At 70.8% G+C, this 19,114-nt stretch carries 17 protein-coding genes, 2 tRNA genes and 2 pseudogenes; 14 read left to right on the forward strand and 7 right to left on the reverse strand.

Annotated features, from left to right (window positions below):
• The first annotated feature begins 229 nt into the window (after positions 1-229).
• The 6 genes and pseudogenes from AC0B61_RS05660 to AC0B61_RS05685 form a co-directional block, all read left to right on the forward strand.
• Positions 230-691 carry a hypothetical protein gene (locus AC0B61_RS05660; protein WP_471739323.1) on the forward strand — a complete coding sequence of 154 codons (462 nt, stop codon included), beginning with the start codon at positions 230-232 and terminating at the stop codon, positions 689-691.
• Positions 692-734: 43 nt separating this feature from the next.
• Positions 735-2,366, forward strand: a complete 1,632-nt coding sequence (locus tag AC0B61_RS05665) for a WXG100 family type VII secretion target (RefSeq protein ID WP_471739324.1) — start codon at positions 735-737, stop codon at positions 2,364-2,366.
• 99 nt (positions 2,367-2,465) lie between these two features.
• Positions 2,466-3,857 (forward strand): type VII secretion-associated serine protease mycosin, encoded by a 1,392-nt coding sequence (gene mycP, locus AC0B61_RS05670; RefSeq protein WP_471739325.1) that lies wholly within the window; start codon positions 2,466-2,468, stop codon positions 3,855-3,857.
• A gap of 30 nt (positions 3,858-3,887) precedes the next feature.
• Positions 3,888-4,163, forward strand: coding sequence for a hypothetical protein (locus AC0B61_RS05675; protein ID WP_471739391.1), 276 nt, complete (start codon positions 3,888-3,890; stop codon positions 4,161-4,163).
• A pseudogene (locus AC0B61_RS05680) lies at positions 4,109-4,390 on the forward strand (S8 family serine peptidase); the annotation flags it as partial. The gene AC0B61_RS05675 and the pseudogene AC0B61_RS05680, both read left to right, overlap by 55 nt.
• Before the next feature lie 77 nt (positions 4,391-4,467).
• Positions 4,468-5,274: pseudogene (locus tag AC0B61_RS05685) on the forward strand (S8 family serine peptidase); the annotation flags it as partial.
• A gap of 341 nt (positions 5,275-5,615) precedes the next feature.
• On the opposite strand, the gene AC0B61_RS05690 reads toward AC0B61_RS05685, so the two are convergent.
• Genes AC0B61_RS05690 through AC0B61_RS05700 form a run of 3 tightly spaced genes read right to left on the reverse strand, consistent with a single transcriptional unit; the run spans position 5,616 to position 9,003 of the window.
• Complete coding sequence (locus tag AC0B61_RS05690; RefSeq protein WP_471739326.1) at positions 5,616-6,314, reverse strand: hypothetical protein; 699 nt, start codon at positions 6,312-6,314, stop codon at positions 5,616-5,618.
• Complete coding sequence (locus AC0B61_RS05695; protein WP_471739327.1) at positions 6,307-8,532, reverse strand: hypothetical protein; 2,226 nt, start codon at positions 8,530-8,532, stop codon at positions 6,307-6,309. Before AC0B61_RS05695 ends, AC0B61_RS05690 begins: the two co-directional genes overlap by 8 nt.
• Positions 8,533-8,541: 9 nt before the next feature.
• The gene (locus AC0B61_RS05700) at positions 8,542-9,003 is read right to left on the reverse strand and encodes a WXG100 family type VII secretion target (protein ID WP_471739328.1); all 462 of its coding nucleotides are present in this window, start codon (positions 9,001-9,003) and stop codon (positions 8,542-8,544) included.
• A gap of 332 nt (positions 9,004-9,335) precedes the next feature.
• Between AC0B61_RS05700 and AC0B61_RS05705 the strand changes: the two genes are divergently transcribed.
• The gene (locus AC0B61_RS05705) at positions 9,336-10,670 is read left to right on the forward strand and encodes an MFS transporter (protein ID WP_471739329.1); all 1,335 of its coding nucleotides are present in this window, start codon (positions 9,336-9,338) and stop codon (positions 10,668-10,670) included.
• Positions 10,671-10,716: 46 nt separating this feature from the next.
• Here AC0B61_RS05705 and AC0B61_RS05710 read toward each other — a convergent pair whose 3' ends face one another.
• On the reverse strand, positions 10,717-11,313 hold the full coding sequence (locus AC0B61_RS05710; RefSeq protein ID WP_465616700.1) for a flavodoxin family protein: 597 nt from the start codon (positions 11,311-11,313) through the stop codon (positions 10,717-10,719).
• Positions 11,314-11,514: 201 nt separating this feature from the next.
• Between AC0B61_RS05710 and AC0B61_RS05715 the strand changes: the two genes are divergently transcribed.
• From AC0B61_RS05715 to AC0B61_RS05735, 5 genes are all read left to right on the forward strand, one after another.
• On the forward strand, positions 11,515-11,994 hold the full coding sequence (locus AC0B61_RS05715) for a winged helix-turn-helix transcriptional regulator (RefSeq protein WP_471739330.1): 480 nt from the start codon (positions 11,515-11,517) through the stop codon (positions 11,992-11,994).
• Positions 11,995-12,130: 136 nt separating this feature from the next.
• Positions 12,131-12,203: transfer RNA gene (locus AC0B61_RS05720), tRNA-Thr, on the forward strand.
• Positions 12,204-12,367: 164 nt separating this feature from the next.
• On the forward strand, positions 12,368-13,036 hold the full coding sequence (locus AC0B61_RS05725) for a helix-turn-helix domain-containing protein (RefSeq protein ID WP_471739331.1): 669 nt from the start codon (positions 12,368-12,370) through the stop codon (positions 13,034-13,036).
• A 135-nt stretch (positions 13,037-13,171) separates the two neighbouring features.
• Positions 13,172-14,149, forward strand: coding sequence for a UDP-glucose 4-epimerase GalE (galE, locus tag AC0B61_RS05730; protein WP_471739332.1), 978 nt, complete (start codon positions 13,172-13,174; stop codon positions 14,147-14,149).
• 239 nt (positions 14,150-14,388) lie between these two features.
• The gene (locus tag AC0B61_RS05735) at positions 14,389-15,321 is read left to right on the forward strand and encodes a LuxR C-terminal-related transcriptional regulator (protein ID WP_471739333.1); all 933 of its coding nucleotides are present in this window, start codon (positions 14,389-14,391) and stop codon (positions 15,319-15,321) included.
• Between the two features lie 18 nt (positions 15,322-15,339).
• On the opposite strand, the gene AC0B61_RS05740 is transcribed toward AC0B61_RS05735, so the two are convergent.
• Complete coding sequence (locus tag AC0B61_RS05740) at positions 15,340-15,837, reverse strand: MarR family winged helix-turn-helix transcriptional regulator (RefSeq protein WP_471739334.1); 498 nt, start codon at positions 15,835-15,837, stop codon at positions 15,340-15,342.
• A gap of 111 nt (positions 15,838-15,948) precedes the next feature.
• On the opposite strand from AC0B61_RS05740, the gene AC0B61_RS05745 reads away from it, so the two are divergent.
• Positions 15,949-16,740 carry a methyltransferase domain-containing protein gene (locus tag AC0B61_RS05745; protein ID WP_471739335.1) on the forward strand — a complete coding sequence of 264 codons (792 nt, stop codon included), beginning with the start codon at positions 15,949-15,951 and terminating at the stop codon, positions 16,738-16,740.
• Between the two features lie 64 nt (positions 16,741-16,804).
• Here AC0B61_RS05745 and AC0B61_RS05750 read toward each other — a convergent pair whose 3' ends face one another.
• Together AC0B61_RS05750 and AC0B61_RS05755 are read right to left on the reverse strand one after the other, a co-directional pair.
• Positions 16,805-17,569 carry a TetR/AcrR family transcriptional regulator gene (locus tag AC0B61_RS05750; RefSeq protein ID WP_471739336.1) on the reverse strand — a complete coding sequence of 255 codons (765 nt, stop codon included), beginning with the start codon at positions 17,567-17,569 and terminating at the stop codon, positions 16,805-16,807.
• 26 nt (positions 17,570-17,595) lie between these two features.
• On the reverse strand, positions 17,596-18,636 hold the full coding sequence (locus tag AC0B61_RS05755) for an acyl-CoA desaturase (RefSeq protein WP_471739337.1): 1,041 nt from the start codon (positions 18,634-18,636) through the stop codon (positions 17,596-17,598).
• Between the two features lie 370 nt (positions 18,637-19,006).
• Here AC0B61_RS05755 and AC0B61_RS05760 point away from each other — a divergent pair.
• A tRNA-Gln gene (locus AC0B61_RS05760) sits at positions 19,007-19,079 on the forward strand.
• Positions 19,080-19,114: the final 35 nt, after the last annotated feature.

Genomic DNA, 19,114 nt, shown 5'->3' on the forward strand with positions numbered 1-19,114 from the left:
GCCGACCAGGACGGTACGACGACGGCACCAACCAGAAGTTGACGGAGTATTGCGGCGCGGAGCCACCCGGACGCCCCGGGCACGGGCCCGCCGTACGGGGGAGAGGTGAACTGCTGTGGCAGATGACGGCAAGCCGGGGACGACGACGAACCCCACGGCGCCTGCGGGCCCTGGCGGCCCGGCGGGGGCCGGCCCGGGCGCTTCGACAGCCGACGTCAAACCGTACGTGTTGCCCGCCAGCCCCGGGACGTACGGGCCCTTCGTCAGCGAGGCGCAGACGTACGGCGACGCCAACGCCCTGGTCGCCGCCTTCGGCAAGCAGAACGTGAAGGTCGAGCTGGACACGCTCACCGAGTTCTCCAAGAAGGTCGACGCCCTGCTGCAGGTCATGGAGGGCTCGGCGGCGGCCCCGTACAAGCTTCAGGAACAGAAGCTCACCGCGCAGAGCTTCGCCAGTGCGCAGTTCGCGGAGGCCACGGCGCTGACAACCGCCTACGAGAAGGTGCACGCCCAGCTCGTCCAACTGCACAAGGATTTCGCGGCCCAGATCCAGTCGATGCAGACGGCCGTCTCGCAGACGGCAACCAACTACGCGGCCAACGAGGACCAGACGACGGCCGCACAGAACACGGTCGCCAAGAGCACGGATACCACCACGCCGAAGCCGGGGTCGGACACCACCAAGTACTGATGGCGGTCTGGGGAGATTCCTACGGGGAAACGGGGAGCAAGTAGTGTCAGGCGGAACGAACTTCGAGAGCATCGACCACGCCCACCTGCGGAAGATGGTGGACAGCACGGACCCCGCGACGGTCCTCAGCCGCGGCACCCAACTGCAGGCCGCCGGCCAGGTGCTGAAGGAACTGAGCTCGGCGCTCAAGGCGCACGTCGGCGGAGTCACCTGGGAAGGCCCGGCAGCCGAGAACTTCAAGACCTGGGCGAACAACCTCCAGCAGTCGGCACAGATCATCAGCGACCACGCGACGACCGCCGGCAACGCGATGCACCAGGCCGGGGAGGCGCTCAGCACCGCCAAGTCCGCCGTGCCCGAGCCGCCGCAGACGGAGATCGACGCGGTCGCCAAGCGCAACTCGCAGACGGTCTACATGCCGTCGAGCGTGCAACTCGCCGTCGGCCAGACCGTCGACGACTACATGGTCTCCGTCAACAAGAACTGGGTCACCGCGACTCGCGCCGCACAGGCCCAGGCGACCGTCGAAAAGGAGCACCAGGAAGCCGTCCTCCAGATGGAGAAACTGGCGCAGGCGTACGGCGCGGCGACGACGACGCTGAACGGGATCCCTTCCGATGTGGTGCTGCCGGGGACGCCCGATACAAAGAGTCGGGATGACACCTCGTACTACCCCCACCGCAGCGGCGCCGGGGGTACCGGCGGATCCGGGGGGTCGGTTCGCGCCCCCCGTTCGAGCGGCGGGAGTGTCGGAGGAGGCAGCGGATCCTCCGGTGATAGCTACGGCGGTGGCACGGTGACGCCTCGCGATCCGGGATCGGGCGGCTCCGGACCTGGGAGCCCGGGCCACACCTCGCCCCCGCCGCATGGCGGTGGCCAGGTGCCGCCCGCGCCGCAGGACCCGGGCTCCTCGATCCCGCCGTCCCACCCGTCGGACCCGGTCAACCGCCCGGGCACCGGGCTCGACAGTGTGCCCACCCTCCCGACCCCGACCGGTCCGTCCGGCCCCGGTGGCGGCCCGCTGCCGACGGACGGGCCGATCACGGCACCCATCCACCCGGGCGGGCCCAGTGGTCCCGGCGGCGGGCCTGGTGGCCCCGGCGGCCCGGTTCCCGGGTTCCCGGGCGGGCCCGGTGGCGGTTCTGTGCAGACCAAGGGGGGCGGTTCACTCCAGGGCAAGGGCGGCAGCGTCAACCCCCGCACGCCGTTCGGCGGCCAGACTCCCGGGAAGAACGGCACCCCGGGGCTTCCTACCGGGACGGTCTTCGGCGGACGGGAGGCGGGGCCGGGAGGCGGCCGCGTCGGCGGCCCCAACGGCATGGGCATGCAGCCTGGCATGGGCGGCCATGGCGGCGGTGGCGCCGTCGGTTCGGGTGGCGGCTCGCGTGGCCGGGGCCTGGCCTCGACGCCCGGTGGCGCGGTCGGCGGCCGCAAGGGACCTACCGCGGGTGGGGAGTTCACCCCTGGCGGCACGGGCCTGCGCAATCGGGCGGCCGCGGCGGGAGCAGCCGAGGGCGGTGCCCGGTCCGGGCAGAACGGCATGATGGCCCCCGGCGGGGCGGGCCACGGAGGCCGCAACGAGCGCGACCGCCGCAAGCGGGCCGACTACCTGCACGAGGACGAGGAGACCTGGACCAGCGGTACGCCGCACAGCAATCCGGACGTGATTGAGTAGGACGGCAACGACTGCCCGGCCACTGGGCTTCCCCGGTGGCCGGGCAGGCTTGTTCGGGGCACACCGCCCGGCCGCTGGAGAGATTGACGAGGAGTTGTGATGGGGCGGACGAACACACGAAGGCGCGGGCGAGCGGCTGCTGCGGCGCTACTGGCAGCGGGAATCGTGGTCGGCCCGGTCGCAGCACCGGCGGTTGCCGATGGGCCGATCCGTGGAGACCAGTGGCATCTGGATGCCATGCACGCTCCGGAGATGTGGAAGATCTCCAGAGGCGAGAACGTCACCGTTGCTGTGATCGACAGCGGCTTCAAGATGGACCACCCGGACCTGGCCGGGCAGTTCCTGCCGGGCAAGGACTTCAGCGGAAGCCCGGGGGGCGTCGGATCCTACGCCGAGGGTCACGGGACGCAGATGGCGAGCCTCATTGCGGGCACCGGGAAATCGGATGGCGGAACGGGAGCTTACGGCCTTGCCCCGGGTGCCAAGATTCTTCCGCTGAAGATCGCCAACGGGTCCGAGAAGGCGGTGATTTCGGCGGATTTCCTGGAGCAGATCGGGCAGGCCGTGACGTATGCGGTCGAGCAGGGGGCCAAGGTCATCAACGTCTCGCAAGGAACGGCTGCCGTCACGACTTCCCCGGATGACGTGGAGAAGCTGAACAAGGTTTTGGCGTGGGCTCGGGCCAAGGGATCGTTGGTGGTCTCCAGCGTCGGCAACTCGGCCGAGAAGGGAAATATCGTCGAATACCCGGGAGCCCTGCCCAATGTGGTGGGCGTGGGGGCCGTGGATCGCAATGGCGTGGTGACCTCCGAATCCGAGCGCGGACCGCAGGTTGTACTGGTAGCTCCTGGCATGGACATGATCGGGGCTTGCCCAGGTCCGACTGGGTACTGCAAGAGCCACGGGACGTCGGACTCGACAGCCCTGGTTTCCGCCTCGGCGGCACTGGTGTGGTCGGTGCATCCGAGCTGGACGGCGAATCAGGTCCTCCGCGTGCTCATCAACACGGCCGGCAAGCCGGCCAGTGGGGAGGCTCGGACAGACAGCGCCGGATATGGAGCAGTCCGGCCGCGCATTGCGCTGACAGATCCGGGCGACCCCGGTTCCGCGGACGTATCGCCGGTTCCGACGGCGACGGCTGCCCCGTCGACGACTGCGTCGCCCTCAAGTAGTGCCTCGGCTCCTGCCGCTTCGGTGCCGAGCCCGGCCGAGAGCCCGACCGATGTGGCGGTCGGTGGCCCGACCTCGCAGCCGAAGGCGGACGCGGCGTCCGGTTCGAGTAGCACGCTGCCGATCGTGGCTGCCGCGGTGGCCGGGCTGGTGTTGGTGGCGGGTGTGGTGTTCGTCGTGGTGCGGCGGCGGAGGCCCGCTGGGCGGTCTGGTGTGCAGGTGCCGCCGATGCCGCATCAGCAGCCGATGGGGGCTGTGCCGCCGCCTCCGTCGTCGTTCCAGCCGCCTGTGCCGCCGGAGGACAACCCGTACGCGAAGTAGTTCAGGCCGTCTTGTGTGGTGGGGGACCGGGTGGAGAGCCGCTGGATGTGGGTGCGGCGGCTTGTGGCCGTTGGGGTTGCGAGCCTCTGGGTGGCGGGGGTTACGGTGGTGCCGGCCGTCGCGGATGGCTCGATCCGAGCCGATCAATGGCATCTGGATGCCATGCACGCGCCGGAGATGTGGAAGATCTCCAAGGGGCAGGGGATCACGGTGGCGATCATCGACGGCGGATTCAAGCTGGATCACCCGATCTGGCGGGGCAGTACCTTCCGGGCAAGGACTTCAGTGGCGGCTCCGGAGGTGTAGGGGCCTACACCGACGGACACGGTACGGAGATGGCGAGCCTGATTGCCGGAACTGGCAAGAGCGGCGGGGGGACAGGCGCATACGGCTTGGCTCCTGGCGTCAAGATCCTACCGCTTAAGATCAATAATGGCTCTGTCTCGGCGGCTCTTCCATCCGACTTCTTTGACCAGATCGGCCAGGCGGTAAATTTCGCGGTTGACCGGGGTGCAAAGGTCATCAATATTTCGCAGGGCATGGATGCGGCCAGGTTCTCTGCGGAGAGCGTGGGGAAGCTGAACGGTATCCTCGCGCAGGCGAGAGCCAGGGGGCCCTGGTTGTGGCCAGCGCCGGAAACCAGGCGCAGACGGGAAATCCCGTCTCTTATCCCGGCGGTTTGCCCAACGTCGTTGGCGTCGGGGCCGTCAATCGCGATGCAGTGGCGACTGATGAATCCGAGCAAGGTTCGCAGGTGGTTCTCGCCGTACCTGGTACGGATATCGTTGCCGCCTGTGCGGCCGATACCGGATACTGCCAGAGTCATGGAACCTCCGACGCTGCTGCTCTGGTCTCCGCGTCGGCGGCGCTGGTTTGGGCCGTTCACAAGGATTGGACGGCAAATCAGATTTTGCGGGTTCTCATCAGTACGTCGGGGAAGCCGAATGACGGATCCGTGCGAAACAATGACGTCGGCTACGGCGCGGTGCGGCCCCGGATCGCCCTGACCGATCCGGGGGATCCTGGCCCGGCAAACGTGTCTCCGGTTCCGGTGACGGATCCGTCCCCATCGTCAAGCCCGTCCAGGTCTGTGAGTTCGCCGACCCCCACGTCGTCGGTGCCGAGCCCTGCCGAGAGCCCGGTCGGCGGAGCGGTGGGTGCGCCGTCGGCGCAGCCGAAGGCTGATGCGTCGTCCGAGTTGAGTAGCACGTTGCCGATCGTCGGCGGTGTGGTGGCCGGGCTTGTGCTGCTGGCGGGTGTGATGTTCGCGGTGGGGCGGCGGCGGAAGGCGGCGGACGCGCAGCCGCCGGCTCACGTGCCGCCGGTGCCGTCACAGTCGCAGCCCGGGGCGGCGCCCCCGCCCCCGCCGTCGTACGAGCCGCAAGCGCTGCCGGAGGACAACCCGCACACGAAGTAGTTCTGGCTGTCCGGTGTTGTGGGGGAATTGCATGGGGAGCCGCTGGATGTGGGACTGGGGCTTCAAGCTCGATCATCCGGATCTGGTGGAGCAGTTCCTTCCAGGTAAGGACTCAGCGGCAGTCCCGGCGCCGTTGAGTCCTTCGTTGACGGGCACGGCACGGAGACGGCCAGTCTGATCGCCGGAGTCGGCAGGAACAGTGGCGGGCCGGGGGCCTACGGATGGCGACGGGGCCATCTTGAACGGCAGGATCCGGGTCAACTCGCCGATATGACCTGGCGCGAACGCACCGGCTGCTACCCCGGCCGTAAGTGTTGTGGCAGCCTGTACAGTGTTGGCTCTTAAAACCCGCCTGCCGTCGCCTTCTCCGGGAACTCGACCTTCTTCAGGCACGGATAGGCCCGTTCGGCGGCCGCCTTGGCCACCTTCAGGGCGATGTCCAACCGCGCCTGCTGGGTCGATACCTGTTTGGGGTCGGTGATTCGGCCGTCCTCGGAGACTCTGACCTCCAGGCCGGTGAGGCCGATGTTCTCCGTCGTCAGGTTCTCGCACCGGAAGGCCAGCCGAATCGTGCCGGTGCTCTGCCGCGCCAGGATGTCAGGCCCCGCGTCGAGCGCTCTCTCCGGGGCGTATTGCGCAGGCGGGTGCCCCAGGTCGTAGTCGCCGAAGTTGGACTCGTTCATGAGGCTGACCCTGACGACCAGCAGGTCTCGGTTGCCGCTCGACACCACGCATTCCTTGATGCGCACGTCCATGTGGAAGAGGGACGGATCGTCCTCGTGCCCGGCCGTCACGTTGCGCGCGGTGAACGTTCCACCAGCATCGCCTGCGAGCCGCCGCAGGTCGTTCTGGTCCAGCAGCGACCAACAGGCGCTCGTGGGCAACTTCAGCGGGTCGCGGGAGGTGGTCCACCACCAGAGCCCGCCGCCCGTGCCGACGAGTACTGCCAGCGCCACCGCGAGCGCCACCGAGCGCCGTCGGTACCAGGTCACCCGCGACGAGGTGGCACCTTCCACGGACGCCTCTGCGATGTCAGGCACGGATCGCCGTCGTCAGGATGTCGCCGTCGGCGAGGCCCTGCTTCGCGCCGTTGGCGGCTGTGGTGGCCAGCGTGTTGAGATAGGTCGGGTCGAGGTCCCGGCCCCTGCCGGCCTGGGTGATTGCCGCCGCCGCTGCGTCCGAGGCGGCGTTCCTCCCGTTGTTGTACGAGTCCGCCGCGGTGTCGCTGGGGTGAGTATCGATGTAGTAGCCCGCCGCGATGTTCTTGAACATCTCGTCGGTGGGAATCTCCAGGAGCTTGTCCGCCCCGGGTATCCCTTCGAGCGGCTTGCTCACGGTGGCCGTCCACACCTGCTTGGCCCATCCGACCTTCTGGTCGACGCTCGCGTTGTAGGCGTCCATCTCCCCCTTCTTCTCCTGGTAGGCCTGTTCCGTCGCCACGGCGTTGAGGATGCCGGCCACTTCGCCTCCTGGCCGGGCGGCGTTCGTGATGGCTTCGCCGAAGAGCTCCCCGTACTTGTCCTTGTGCTGCATGACGTCCTGAAGGTGGGCCGTGGTGTAGGCCTGCTGTGCCTGGGCGATCGTGCCGTAGGCGTCAGGGTCCCGGCCGAGGACGCCCAGCAGTTTCTGCGTCGCACTCTGGTCGAGGCCGGCCGGGGCGCCGTTGGTCGGGAGCGAGTGATTGTTGTGGTCGACCGCGGTCTGGACGTCGCCCATGTACGAGGCCATCATGTGCCCGAAGTTCGAGTCCATGTTCGCCAAGAGTCCGTCCTTCTTGAGCAGGCCGGGGCCGTCGCCGTTTCCGAAGCGGTCGACGACGTCCTTCATCACCGCGCTCATCTCCGCAGTGTGCTGGGGCATCGGACCGTCCGTCGCGTCGAACGCGCGGCCGGTGGTGGCCGCCTCGAGGGCGTGGCCGAGGGCGGTCGCCTCCTGAGAGGCGGTCTTGCTGTGCGGGGTGAAGTGGTCGGGCTCGATGTCCTGGAGGATGGAGTTGAACCCGGTGCCGGTCAGCTGCTTCAGGTAGGTGTTCGGCTGCCCAGTGGCCTTGACGGTGCCGTCGTCGTTGTAGATGGTCGCCGGGTCGTGAAAGAACTTGGTCGCCGCCTCCGGGCTGTGGCCGAGGCCCTCGAGCGCACCCGACATCGGGTTGATGCCGGAGTGGTCCTTGCCCAGGAAGAAAATTTGACCGAGCGGGTTGGCCTTGCTGACCGCGTCCTCCCACCGGCCCGGGTTCGCCGCGCTGAGCTGCGTGATGTGTTCGACCACCGGATTGAGGAAGTGCGGATCGTACGTGCCACTGCGGAGGATGTTCGAGAGGATCTGGTACCCGTAGGGGTTGCCGCCCTGGAGCTGGTCCGGCAGTAGCTGGTACTGGGTGGCGCCCGCCTTGCGAAGGCTGGCCTGCCAGGCGTCGGACAGGTGCGGTTGATTGCTTCCGCTCGTCGCCGTGGCGAGGGTGAGGCCGAGGTTGGCCTGCATCTCGGCCAGGGCCCGCTTGGTCGCGTCGTTGCCGTAGTAGCCGCTGAACTCGGACATCGAACCGTAGGACTTCAGGAAGCCGTCCGGACCCATGGAGTCGAAGAAGACGGTGGCGAAACGCGGATCCGCGGAGTGTGCCTTCAACAGCGCGTTGAGCTGGACGATCTGCGCGGGCGAGGCCTTGTCCGCCAGTCGCATCAGGTCCACTGCCTGCTTGGCCTCCTGCTCGGACACCCCGCCCACCGGCTTCTTGTTGAAGGCCGTCCGGTCACTACCGGTGTCCGCCGCGAGTGCGGCTGCCGCAGCGGCGTCCGCCTCGGACGCCCGCGACAGCGCCTTGCCTATCGCGTCGGCGACGTCGGACGCCTTCTGGCGGTAGACCTTTGCGTATTCGGGGTCCTTCTTGTCCGCCTCGTTGGTGGGCGGCGGCCAGTGGACGCTGCCGTCGTCTGCGACCGTCAGCGACTGATCGGTGGCCGAGTGAATCGCCGTATCCAGGTCGGCCTTCGCTCCGGCGAGCTCGGTGTGGGCGTCTCGAAGGGCCTTGGCGATGCCACTGGCCTCCTCGAAGGCAGCGTCGATCTCGTTGCGTATGTTCGTGATGCTTCCGGCCGCGGCCTCGGCCGCCTGGCCGCGCCAACCCGAGCCCTGCAATGGCGTGATCACGTCGCCGGTCAGCTCGGACGAGAAGTCCCACTTCTGGACCAGCGCCTCGTAATCTCCGGCCAGGGTGTCCAGACCGGTGAACTGCGCGTTCTTCAGCTCCTGGAAGTTCATATCGGTGCCTCAGTTCTTCCCGAAATTCTGCGTGTTCACCTGGTCTGCCCGTGCATAGCTCTCGGCGTTGGCGCGAAGCACTTCGCCCAGGTTCCCGATTGCGTCCTCCAGAGCCTTGACCTGATCCGTCCAGACACCGTTCGCGGTGGTGATCGCCGATCGCAGGGCCCAGCTGTTCGGGATCTGGTCGGAGGCGGTGGAGGCATGTGCGGTGGGCTGCTTGCACGCCTGACCGAACTTGGTCTTCATGGTGTCGGTGTTGGTCGCCGCCTGCCTCAGTGCCGCCGGACTGACTGTCACGGTGGTTGCTGACCCGCCCGGCGTGGGCGTGCTCGGCGTGAATCCGGGTGCCGGCGCCCCGGCCGCGGCCGCCGCCAGGTCCGGAAACTGCTTCTTGGCCGCCTCCGTCAGGTTTCCGGAGCTGTCGAAGAGCCAAGGGTTCATCCGTCGCTCGAAGTCCAGGTCAACCATCGAAATCCCCCGCCTGCCGCTATGCGACACACCTTCCCGTGGCCTGTCGCCCTCTGTGACCCAATGTATAGGCGCGGTCGCTGACACGTGGCGCCCGCCCGGTTCTCCGGGTCCCGGACGGTTCGGAACCCCGGAGGGGCGCGCTGCCCGGCCGCTTCCCTTCCGTATCGCCGTGGATGAGCTTTGCTGCGGATTGAGTTGAATGCGTCAGTTTCCTGCCGACCTGCCGGTGGCTTGCATCGGGTACGGCCCCGGCGCGTGGGAGCGGGTGTGCGCCGTGGTCACTCGGGTGGGGGCTGGTGGGGGTCGGGGCGGGTGGTGAGGGTGGTGGTATGGACGCGGAGGGTGCTTGGCGGGTAGGGCAGTTGCGGCGGGCGGCGGCTGCGGCGCTGATCGGGACGGCGATCGAGTTCTACGACTTCTTCATTTACGGGACGGCGGCCGCGCTCGTCTTCGGGGTGGTGTTCTTTCCCGGACTGGGCGCGGTGGGGGCGCTGTTGGCGGCTTTCTCGGTGTACGCGGTGGCGTTCCTGGCCCGGCCGTTGGGGGCGGTGGTGTTCGGGCATTTCGGGGACCGGGTGGGGCGGAAGGCGACGTTGGTGGTGTCGCTGTTGTTGATGGGGTTGGCGACGGCGGCGGTGGGGGTGTTGCCGGGGTTCGCGGCCTGGGGGTGGTGGGCGCCGGTGGTGTTGGTGGTGCTGCGGGTGTGCCAGGGCGTCGGGTTGGGTGGGGAGTGGGGTGGGGCGGCGTTGCTGATCGCGGAGAATGCGCCGGCGGAGCGGCGGGGGCGTTACGGGGGCTTCCTGCAGTTGGGGCCGACGTGCGGGTTCGTGTTGGCGAACGGGGTGTTCCTGGCGCTTCAACTCGGGCTGGATGAGCGGGCGTTCCGCGCGTGGGGCTGGCGGGTGCCGTTCTTGGCCTCGTTCGCGCTGGTCGTGGTGGGGTTGTTCGTGCGGCTGCGGATCGAGGAGTCGCCGCTGTTCCGGTCGGCTGGGCGCGGGGAGCGGCCGCCGGTGCTGGAGGTGGTGCGCGAGCACTGGCGTCCGGTGCTGGCGGGCGGCGGGGCGATCACGATGGGGTACGCGCTGTTCTACCTGACCACGACGTATTCGCTGGCGTACGCGACCTCGGGGCTCGGGGTGGCGAGCACGGTGGTGCTGACGATGCTGCTGGTCGGTGCGGTGGGCATGGCGGGGATGGTGTGGCTGAGTGCCTCGCGCAGTGACCGGTGGGGGCGGCGGCGGACGTTGGGGTGGGCGACGGGCCTTGCCGTGGGCTGGTCGCTGGTGTTGTTCCCGCTGTTGGAGACGGTGAGCCGGTCGCTGATGTTCGTCGGGCTGGCGGGCGCGATGGTGGTGTTGGGCTGCATGTTCGGGCCGGTGGCGGCGTTCCTGCCGGAGTTGTTTCCGACCCGGGTGCGGTACACGGGCGCCGCGTTGACGTACAACCTGGGTGGCGTGATCGGTGGTGCGGCGACGCCGCTGGTGGCGACGCGGTTGACCGGGGCGTACGGGACGGCGGAGCCGGTGGGCTGGTACCTGGCGGGGCTGGGCGCGCTGGCCCTGGGGTGTTTGCGACTGCTGCCGGAGACGATCGGGGCCGAGCTCGGGGCGGTGGACGGCGGACGCCGCCGGGCGCCCCGGTGGGGGGCGGATCCGGCGGCGTAGGCCGTGGCGTCGGCGCGGTGCAGGTGTGGCGTGGGCGCGGCGAGGGTCAGCCGGCCAGGGCGGCGCGGCCGGCCAGCACCACGGCGGTGTGCTCGGTGACGCGGGCGCCCAGGTGCTCGGCGGTCGCGATGTCGGCCTTGTGGACGGCCTCCGGGCCGGCGTCGGACGGGGAGGAGGCGGCGGCGCCGCTGAAGAAGCCGAGGCGGTTGAGGTCGTTCTCGGAGGCGGTGGTGGCGTTCCAGCCGGGCTTGAGGCCGAGGTTGACCCAGCTCATGCCGTGCTGGGCGGCGAGGGTCTGGAAGAAGCCGAGGGTGCCCGCCTTGTCGCCGCTCTTGGAGGCGGAGTTGGTGAAGCCGGCCGCGACCTTGTCCTTCCAGGCGTCGGTGAACCAGCGCTTGCTGGTGGCCTCGGCGAAGACGTGGAAGGCGCCGGAGGCGGTGCCCATGTAGGTGGGGGAGCCGAAGACGATCGCGTCGGCGGCGTCCAGCTGGGCCCACTGCTCCTCGGTGATGGTGTCGACGGCGATCGAGACGACCTCGGCACCTGCGTCGGCGGCGCCGCGGGCGACGGCCTCGGCGATCACGGCGGTGTGGCCGTAGCCGGAGTGGTAGGCGAGGGCGATGGTCGGACGGATGGCGGTCATGCGGGCACTCCAGGGAGGGGTCGGGCGTGGGCCGGCGGGAGCCGGCCCGAAGGCGTGGGACAGAAGTGGGGACGGGCGTGCGGACGGACGTGGGGCAGATCAAGGTGAGGCGGCCCCGGGGCGTCTGCGGTCTCTAATATAGACCAGGTCTCTATTGGTTACCAGGGGTGGATTGGAGACCGCCGGGCTACCCTGGATGGCATGACGACCGAGGAAGCGACCCGGGCCCGGGCTGGGCAGCACGAGGAGCAGCGGGCGCGGCGCGAGCCGGCGGAGCGGGACGAGCCGGCGGGGCAGGACGAGTCGGCGGAGGAGGAGTACGACGTCTTCGGCCGGCTCTGCCCCAGCCGCGAGGTGTTCGCCGAGCTGGCCGACAAGTGGTCACTGCTGATCCTGATGAGCCTCGCCGCCTGTGGACCGCAGCGCTTCTCCGAGCTCCAGCGCGGGATCGGCGGGGTCAGTCGCAAGATGCTCACCCAGTCGCTGCGCAACCTGGAGCGCAGCGGCCTGCTGCTCCGTACGGTCTTCCCGGAGACGCCGCCGCGGGTGGTCTACGACCTGCTGCCGCTCGGCCGCGAACTGGCCGAGCTGGTCACGCCGCTCGGCCGATGGACGGAGCACCGCGCGGGGCAGATGATGGCGGCCCGCGAGGAGTTCGACGCGGCCCACGCCGAAGGCTGAGCCCGCGGGGGGCGTGGAGGAGGCGGAGAGGGGCCCGAGCGCCGCCGGTCGGGGGCCGGCCGGGGCCGATTTCCCTTCCGGGCCGACGGCCGTGTAATGTTTTCCTCGTTCGACCGGCCCGGTGAAAGCCCGGCAAGCCCCTATAGCTCAGTCGGTAGAGCGTCTCCATGGTAAGGAGAAGGTCTGCGGTTCGATTCCGCATGGGGGCTCAACTGGAAGACCCTCGCCTCGCGGCGGGGGTCTTCTGCGTTTCCGGTGACAGTCGACGCGCGACGGCCTAGCGGGTCGGGTACGGAATGCGCTGTGATGGGGCGTCATCGGCGGCCCGCCCGACGGGTTCGGGCGCGAGCCGGACCCTGACCGGGAGGGCGTCATGGGCGTTCGACTCGTGGTGGTGGACGACCACCGACTGCTGGCCGAGGCACTGGCCGCCGCGCTCCAACTGCGCGGCCACCGGGTGCTCGCGGTCGGCTCCCCCGCCGGTGTCGCCGCCGATCTGGTGGTCGGACGGCGGCCCGAGGTGTGTCTGCTGGGGGTGGCGGCACCGACCGGGTCGGGTGCCTTCGACGGGTTGCGCCGGATCCGCCGGGAGCGTCCCGAGGTGGCCGTGATCGTACTCGGACCGGTGGGTGAACTGCGGGGCGTGGCCGGGGCGTTCGCGGCCGGCGCGGCGGGGTACGTGCCCAGCGACGAGCGGATCGAGGTGGTCGAGCGGGCCATCGGACGGGCCCGGGCGGGCGAGGCCGCGGTCGGGGTGGACATCCTGCGCGGGGCCTTCGACCAACTGCTGCGCCCGGTGGCCGAACCGGACGACGAGGCGGTCCGGCTGCTGCGGCTGCTGACCCGCCGGGAAGTGCAGGTGCTGGCCCGGATCGCGGACGGTGAGGACACCGCGGCGATCGCCGCCGGGATGCGGATCGCCGCCAGCACCGCCCGGACTCACGTCCAGCGGGTGCTGATGAAGCTCGGCGCGCGGACCCGGTTGGAGGCGGCCGCGGTGGCGGCGCGCACCGGCCTGCTGGAGCGGATGGCCGCCGGCTGAGGACTTGGTGAAAACCGTGCGGGCGGCTCCCGGGTGGTCCGGAGCATCCGGCGGGCTTGGGAGAATGGCGCCAGTCGTACGCATTCCGTCGATGGCTCCGCCGACCGCGGACCATCGCCCGCTGGAGGTCTCAACATGAGTAAGTACCTGGTCACGGGTGGCGCCGGCTACGTCGGCAGCGTGGTGGCCGCCCACCTGCTGGAGGCGGGGCACCAGGTGACCGTCCTGGACGACCTCTCGACCGGCTTCCGCGAGGGCGTTCCGGCCGGTGCCGAGTTCGTCGAGGGCCGGATCCAGGAGGCCGGCAAGGTGCTGGACGGCTCCTTCGACGGCGTGCTGCACTTCGCCGCCTCCTCGCAGGTCGGCGAGTCGGTCGTGGACCCGGAGAAGTACTGGCGCAACAACGTGGCCGGCTCGCTGGAGCTGATCAGCGCGATGCGCGCGGCTGGCGTGCGCAAGCTCGTGTTCTCCTCCACCGCCGCCACCTACGGCGAGCCGGAGGCCGTGCCGATCGCCGAGACCGCCCGTACCGCGCCGACCAACACCTACGGCGCCACCAAGCTCGCCGTGGACCACCTGATCACCAGTGAGGCCGTCGCGCACGGCCTGGCCGCCGTCTCGCTGCGCTACTTCAACGTGGCGGGTGCGTACGGCAGTTCTTCCGGTGTCACGTTCGGCGAGCGGCACGAGCCGGAGTCGCACCTGATCCCGCTGGTCTTCCAGGCCGCGCTCGGGCAGCGCCCGCACATCGCGGTGTACGGCGACGACTACCCGACCCCGGACGGCACCTGCATCCGCGACTACATCCACGTCGCGGACCTGGCCGAGGCCCACCTGCTGGCGCTGGACGCCGCCAAGCCGGGCGAGCACCTGATCTGCAACCTGGGCAACGGCAGCGGCTTCTCGGTGCGCGAGGTGATCGAGTCGGTCAAGCGTGTCACCGGCCGGGAGATCCCGGTGCAGGTCGCCGACCGTCGCGCCGGCGACCCGGCGGTGCTGGTGGCCTCGGCCGCCCGCGCCCACGAGGCGCTGGGCTGGACCCCGCGCCGCCCCGAGCTGGACGACATCGTCGCCGACGCCTGGAAGTTCACCCTGGGGAAGAGCGGCCGGTAGGCCGCGGCGGACGGTCCGCTCGCAGGTAACGCAAGTCCTGTCACACACGCACCTTCTGACGTAACTTCACCAAATCACCACGAGGGTGTTTCCCGACCCGTACGCTGAGTGCGGCACCGGTGGGGCCGGCGCGCTTTCGGCTTCACCGGCCACCGGTGGGCGGAGCGGCGGGTCCGGAGCGCGGATGCCGGGCCGGTCCCCCGCTCCCGGGCTCGGGCGGTCTGAGCAGGGGAGGGACGATGGGGCGGATTCGCGTCCTGGTGGTCGACGACCACCGGATCTTCGCCGAGGCGCTGGCCGCGGCGCTCGCCGCCGAGCCGGACGTGGAGGTGGGCGCGGTCGGCGGCGCGGCCGCCGCCGAACGGGCGCTGGAGCGTGCGGCCGCCGAGGGCCGGGCCTACGACGTGGCACTGATCGACGCCGACCTCGGGACCGGGCCGCCCGGAGCCCCCGACACGCCGGGGCCGGCCGGTCCGCCGGGGTTGGCCCCGCCGGGCGCCCGCAGACGGCCGGGGCCGGATCCCGCAGACGAGGTGCGGCGCCGGGTGGCGCCGCCCGTACCCCCGCCACGACGGTCGTCCGTGCCACCGGGCGGCCGCCCGGGGGTGGAGCCGCTCCGGGTCGACCACCTCAGACCCGCGGCCCCGCCGCCCGACGGCATCAGCCTGCTGGCCCGGCTGCGCCGCGCCCACCCCGGGCTGCGGGCCGTCGTCCTGGCCGCCGTCGACGACCCGCACCGCGCCGCCCGCGCCCTGCACGCGGGCGCCACCGGCTGGGTGGCCAAGGAGAGTTCACTGGCCCGGCTGCTCGCGGTGGTCCGCGGCGTGCTGCGGGACGAGACACACCTGCCGCCCGCGCTGCTCACCGGGGTGATCCGCGAGTTGACCACCGCCCGGCGGGACCGCACCGAGAGTGAGCGGCTGGTGGACACCCTCACCCCGCGGGAGAAGCAGATCCTGCGCTGCATGGTGGCGGGCCTGGGCCGGCAGGCCGTGGCGGAGCGCCTCTACCTGTCGCCGCACACCGTCCGGACGCACATGCAGAACGTGCTCGGCAAGCTCGGGGTGCACTCCACGCTGGCTGCCGTCGCGGTGGCCCGCCGGGCCGGGGTCGGCCCGGCCGAGCCGGCCGTCCCGCCGCCGTCGGTGGCGGCCGCCGTCGAGCGGCCGTGAGGCCGGCCGATCGGGGGTTCAGCCCGGGATGTTGTCGAAGGGGGCGACCAGCAGCCGCAGCAGCGTGGCGAGTTCGGTCTGCTGGCCGGAGGTGAGCTGGGCGAGCAGTTCGCGCTCGTGCGCGAGCAGTCCGGCCAGCGCCTGGTCGGCGCGGTCGCGGCCGTCGTCGGTGAGCCGGACGAGTACGCCGCGCCGGTCGTCCGGGTCGGGCAGGCGCTTGACGAGGCCCTTGCCGGTGAGCCGGTCGATCCGGTTGGTCATGGTGCCGGAGGTGACCAGGGTCTGGGTGAGCAGCTGGCCGGGGGAGAGCTGGTACGGGGTGCCGGCCCGCCGCAGGGCGGTCAGGACGTCGAATTCCCAGGGCTCCAGGCCGTGCTCGGCGAAGGCGGTGCGGCGGGCGCGGTCGAGGTGCCGGGCGAGCCGGCTGACCCGGCTGAGCACCTCGAGTGGTTCCACGTCGAGGTCGGGGCGCTCCCGGCGCCACGCTGCGACCAGCCTGTCGACCTCGTCCTCCATGACGATCAGTGTATCGGTGGATGTGTCGATGTGAAGTCTCTTGACATCGAGAAATGTGCCGGTGAGGCTACGTCGAGATATCTTGATGTCGAGATACCTGCGAGGTGAACCATGACCACCCCCGTCTGGAACCCGGCGCAGTACCTGCGCTTCGCCGACGAACGCACCCGTCCGCTGCGCGATCTGCTCGCCCGCGTCCCCGAACTCCCGCACCCCGGCGCCGAGACCGTCCTCGACATCGGCTGCGGGCCCGGCAACTCCACCGCCGTCCTGCGCGAACGCTGGCCGCACGCCCGGATCACCGGCGTCGACAACTCCGCCCCCATGCTCGCCACCGCCCGCACCGAGGGCGAACCGAGCGCCGACTACCTGCTCGCCGACGCCCGTGACTACGACCCCGCCCCGGCCCGGCCCGGCCTGATCGTCTCCAACGCCGCCCTGCAGTGGATCGACGGCCACCTCGACCTCGTCCCGCGCTGGGCCGCCGCCCTGCGCCCCGGCGCGGCCCTCGCCTTCCAGGTCCCCGGCAACTTCGACGCCCCCAGCCACACCCTGCTCGCCGGGCTGCGCCGCAGCCCCCGCTGGCGCGACCGGCTCGGCGACGACAGCGTGCGGGCCGGGGTCCACCCGCCCGAGCGCTACCTCGACGCCCTCGCCACCGCCGGCTGCCTCCCGGACGTCTGGGAGACCACCTACCGCACCCTGCTGCCGGGGCCGGATCCGGTGCTGGAGTGGGTCAAGGGCACCGCCCTGCGCCCCGTCCTCACCCGGCTCGCCGACCCGGCCGACCGGGCCGCCTTCCTCGCCGAGTACGGGCGGCTGCTGCGCGAGGCGTACCCGGCCGGGCCGTACGGGACGGTGTTCCCGTTCCGGCGGATCTTCGCGGTGGGGATCAGGCGGTAGGCGACGCAGCCCGGACGAGGCGGCGCAGTCCGGACGAAGCGGCAGGGGCGACCGGCGACGGCGGTCAGCCCTTGCGGTCGCCGACCAGCCGCGGGTGCCGCTCCAGGCCCTCCAGCCCGTGCCAGGCGAGGTTCACCAGGTGCGCCGCCACCGTCGCCTTGTCCGGCTTGCGCACCTCCAGCCACCACTGCCCGGTCAGCGCGACCATGCCGACCAGCATCTGCGAGTACATCGGGGCGAGCCGGGCGTCGAAGCCGCGGGACTTGAATTCCAGGCCCAGGATGTCCTCCACCTGCGTCGCGATGTCGCTGATCAGCGAGGCGAAGGTGCCGGTCGACTGGGCCACCGGCGAGTCCCGGACCAGGATCCGGAAGCCGTCCGTCGAGGTGTCGATGTAGTCCATCAGCGCGAAGGCGGCCTGCTCCAGCAGTTCGCGCGAGTGCCCGCCGGTCAGGGCGCCGGTCACCATGTCCAGCAGCAGCTGCATCTCGCGGTCCACCACCACCGCGTACAGCCCCTCCTTGCCGCCGAAATGCTCGTACACCACGGGCTTCGACACCCCGGCGCGCTCGGCGATCTCCTCCACCGAGGTGCCGTCGTAGCCGCGCTCCGCGAAGACCGTCCGGCCGATCTCCAGCAGCTGTTCGCGACGCTGCTTGCCGGTCATCCGGACCCGGCCGCCCCGGCGGCGCGAGGCCGGGGCGGCCGGGTCGTCGGCGGTCCCGCCGGTCGGTGCAGCGGCCCGCGGACGGGCCGGCGCCGTAGCGGGCGCCGCGTCCGTCCGCGTGCTGTGGTGACCGCCTGTGCTGTCTGCGCTGCTCCCGTTCACCCCTACATCATGCTGGAAGCGCCGCCTCATGCGGCGCGGCGGGCGGCGATCCGCTGGGCGTCCGGCCAGCGGACGTCCCGCACCCAGCCGGCCAGCTCGAACCAGCGGATCAGCCGGGCCGAGGAGTCGATCTGTCCGCGCAGCACCCCGTGCCGGGCCGCGGTCGGGTCGGCGTGGTGCAGGTTGTGCCAGGACTCGCCGCAGGAGAGCACAGCGAGCCACCAGACGTTGCCGGAGCGGTCCCGGGAGCGGAACGGGCGCCGCCCGACGGCGTGGCAGATCGAGTTGATCGACCAGGTGACGTGGTGCAGCAGGGCGACCCGGACCAGCGAGCCCCAGAAGAAGGCGGACAGCGCGCCCGTCCAGGAGAGCGTCACCAGGCCGCCGACCAGCGGGGGCAGCAGCAGCGAGATCAGGGTCCAGAGCCAGAACAGCCGGGAGATCCGCCTCATGGCCGGGTCGCGGACGAGGTCCGGCGCGTAGGTGAGCTGCGGGGTCTGCTCCTCGTCGAACAGCCAGCCCATGTGCGCCCACCACAGGCCCTTCAGCAGCGCCGGGAGGCTCTCGCCGTAGCGCCAGGGCGAGTGCGGGTCGCCGTCCTTGTCGCTGAACCGGTGGTGCTTGCGGTGGTCGGCGACCCAGCGCACCAGCGGGCCCTCGACGGCGAGGCTGCCGACGACCGCCAGCGCGAGGCGCATCGGGCGGTTGGCCTTGAACGCGCCGTGGGTGAAGTAGCGGTGGTAGCCGACGGTGATGCCGTGGCAGGTGAGGAAGTACATGGCGACGGTGATCGCGACGTCCGTCCACCCCATCCCCCAGCCCCAGGCCACCGGGACGGCGGCCAGCAGCGCGGTGAACGGTACGAGGATGAACAGCCCGAGCGCGGCCCGTTCGGCCAGGCCCTGCTTCTCCCCGCCGCGGGTGGCGGACAGCTGGGTGGCGGCTGCGGCTGCGGTGGCGGCATCGGTGTCGGTGTCGGAGTCGGAGTCGGTGTCGGTGTCGGGATCGGGAGACGGAGTACGGGACGCGGCGTTCCCCGCGCGCGCCTCGTCGGCCTGGATGGTCATGGGCGTCCCTTTGCGGCGTCCCGGTACGGGAGAGGAGCGGAGCCTACGTTGGCGTAACTTACGGAATCGTAGGTTGCGCTCCGGGTCCAGCGAAACACGGCGCCGCGCGGCGCTCGAGTGAATTCACCCGACTGGATGGATGAACCCGGGAACCGCCCCGCGACCGGACGAGTCGCACACACACTCCTCGACCTCGGCGGCCGGGGGCTCCTCGTGGGAGGCGCCGCGAAGAACCCCCGGGACCGGCCGCCGCGGCTGCCTCACGATCAGCGTTTCCGGCAGCGCGGACCCGTGCCGCCGGATCGAGGAACGGTGGATGGGCAGAGCGATACCCAGGGCGGGGCTGACTCGGGTAGGGTCTGACCAGCTATCCGCCGTGGGGTAATCGGCAGCCCGCAGGTCTTTGGAACCTTGCAGTGATGGTTCGAATCCATCCGGCGGAGCCCTGTATGCGTCCCGTGGTCCGGTCTGGCCAGCG

Source organism: Kitasatospora sp. NPDC023385 (genome assembly GCF_055664045.1).

What these genes read in the sequence shown, in the direction of transcription:
- mycP (WP_471739325.1), top strand. Translation starts at nt 2,466, where the DNA reads ATGGGGCGGACGAACACACGAAGGCGCGGGCGAGCGGCTGCTGCGGCG.
- AC0B61_RS05725 (WP_471739331.1), top strand. Translation starts at nt 12,368, where the DNA reads ATGGGCGTTCGACTCGTGGTGGTGGACGACCACCGACTGCTGGCCGAG.
- AC0B61_RS05715 (WP_471739330.1), top strand. Translation starts at nt 11,515, where the DNA reads ATGACGACCGAGGAAGCGACCCGGGCCCGGGCTGGGCAGCACGAGGAG.
- galE (WP_471739332.1), top strand. Translation starts at nt 13,172, where the DNA reads ATGAGTAAGTACCTGGTCACGGGTGGCGCCGGCTACGTCGGCAGCGTG.
- AC0B61_RS05740 (WP_471739334.1), bottom strand. Translation starts at nt 15,837, where the DNA reads ATGGAGGACGAGGTCGACAGGCTGGTCGCAGCGTGGCGCCGGGAGCGC.
- AC0B61_RS05695 (WP_471739327.1), bottom strand. Translation starts at nt 8,532, where the DNA reads ATGAACTTCCAGGAGCTGAAGAACGCGCAGTTCACCGGTCTGGACACC.
- AC0B61_RS05735 (WP_471739333.1), top strand. Translation starts at nt 14,389, where the DNA reads ATGGGGCGGATTCGCGTCCTGGTGGTCGACGACCACCGGATCTTCGCC.
- AC0B61_RS05755 (WP_471739337.1), bottom strand. Translation starts at nt 18,636, where the DNA reads ATGACCATCCAGGCCGACGAGGCGCGCGCGGGGAACGCCGCGTCCCGT.
- AC0B61_RS05705 (WP_471739329.1), top strand. Translation starts at nt 9,336, where the DNA reads ATGGACGCGGAGGGTGCTTGGCGGGTAGGGCAGTTGCGGCGGGCGGCG.
- AC0B61_RS05710 (WP_465616700.1), bottom strand. Translation starts at nt 11,313, where the DNA reads ATGACCGCCATCCGTCCGACCATCGCCCTCGCCTACCACTCCGGCTAC.
- AC0B61_RS05700 (WP_471739328.1), bottom strand. Translation starts at nt 9,003, where the DNA reads ATGGTTGACCTGGACTTCGAGCGACGGATGAACCCTTGGCTCTTCGAC.
- AC0B61_RS05745 (WP_471739335.1), top strand. Translation starts at nt 15,949, where the DNA reads ATGACCACCCCCGTCTGGAACCCGGCGCAGTACCTGCGCTTCGCCGAC.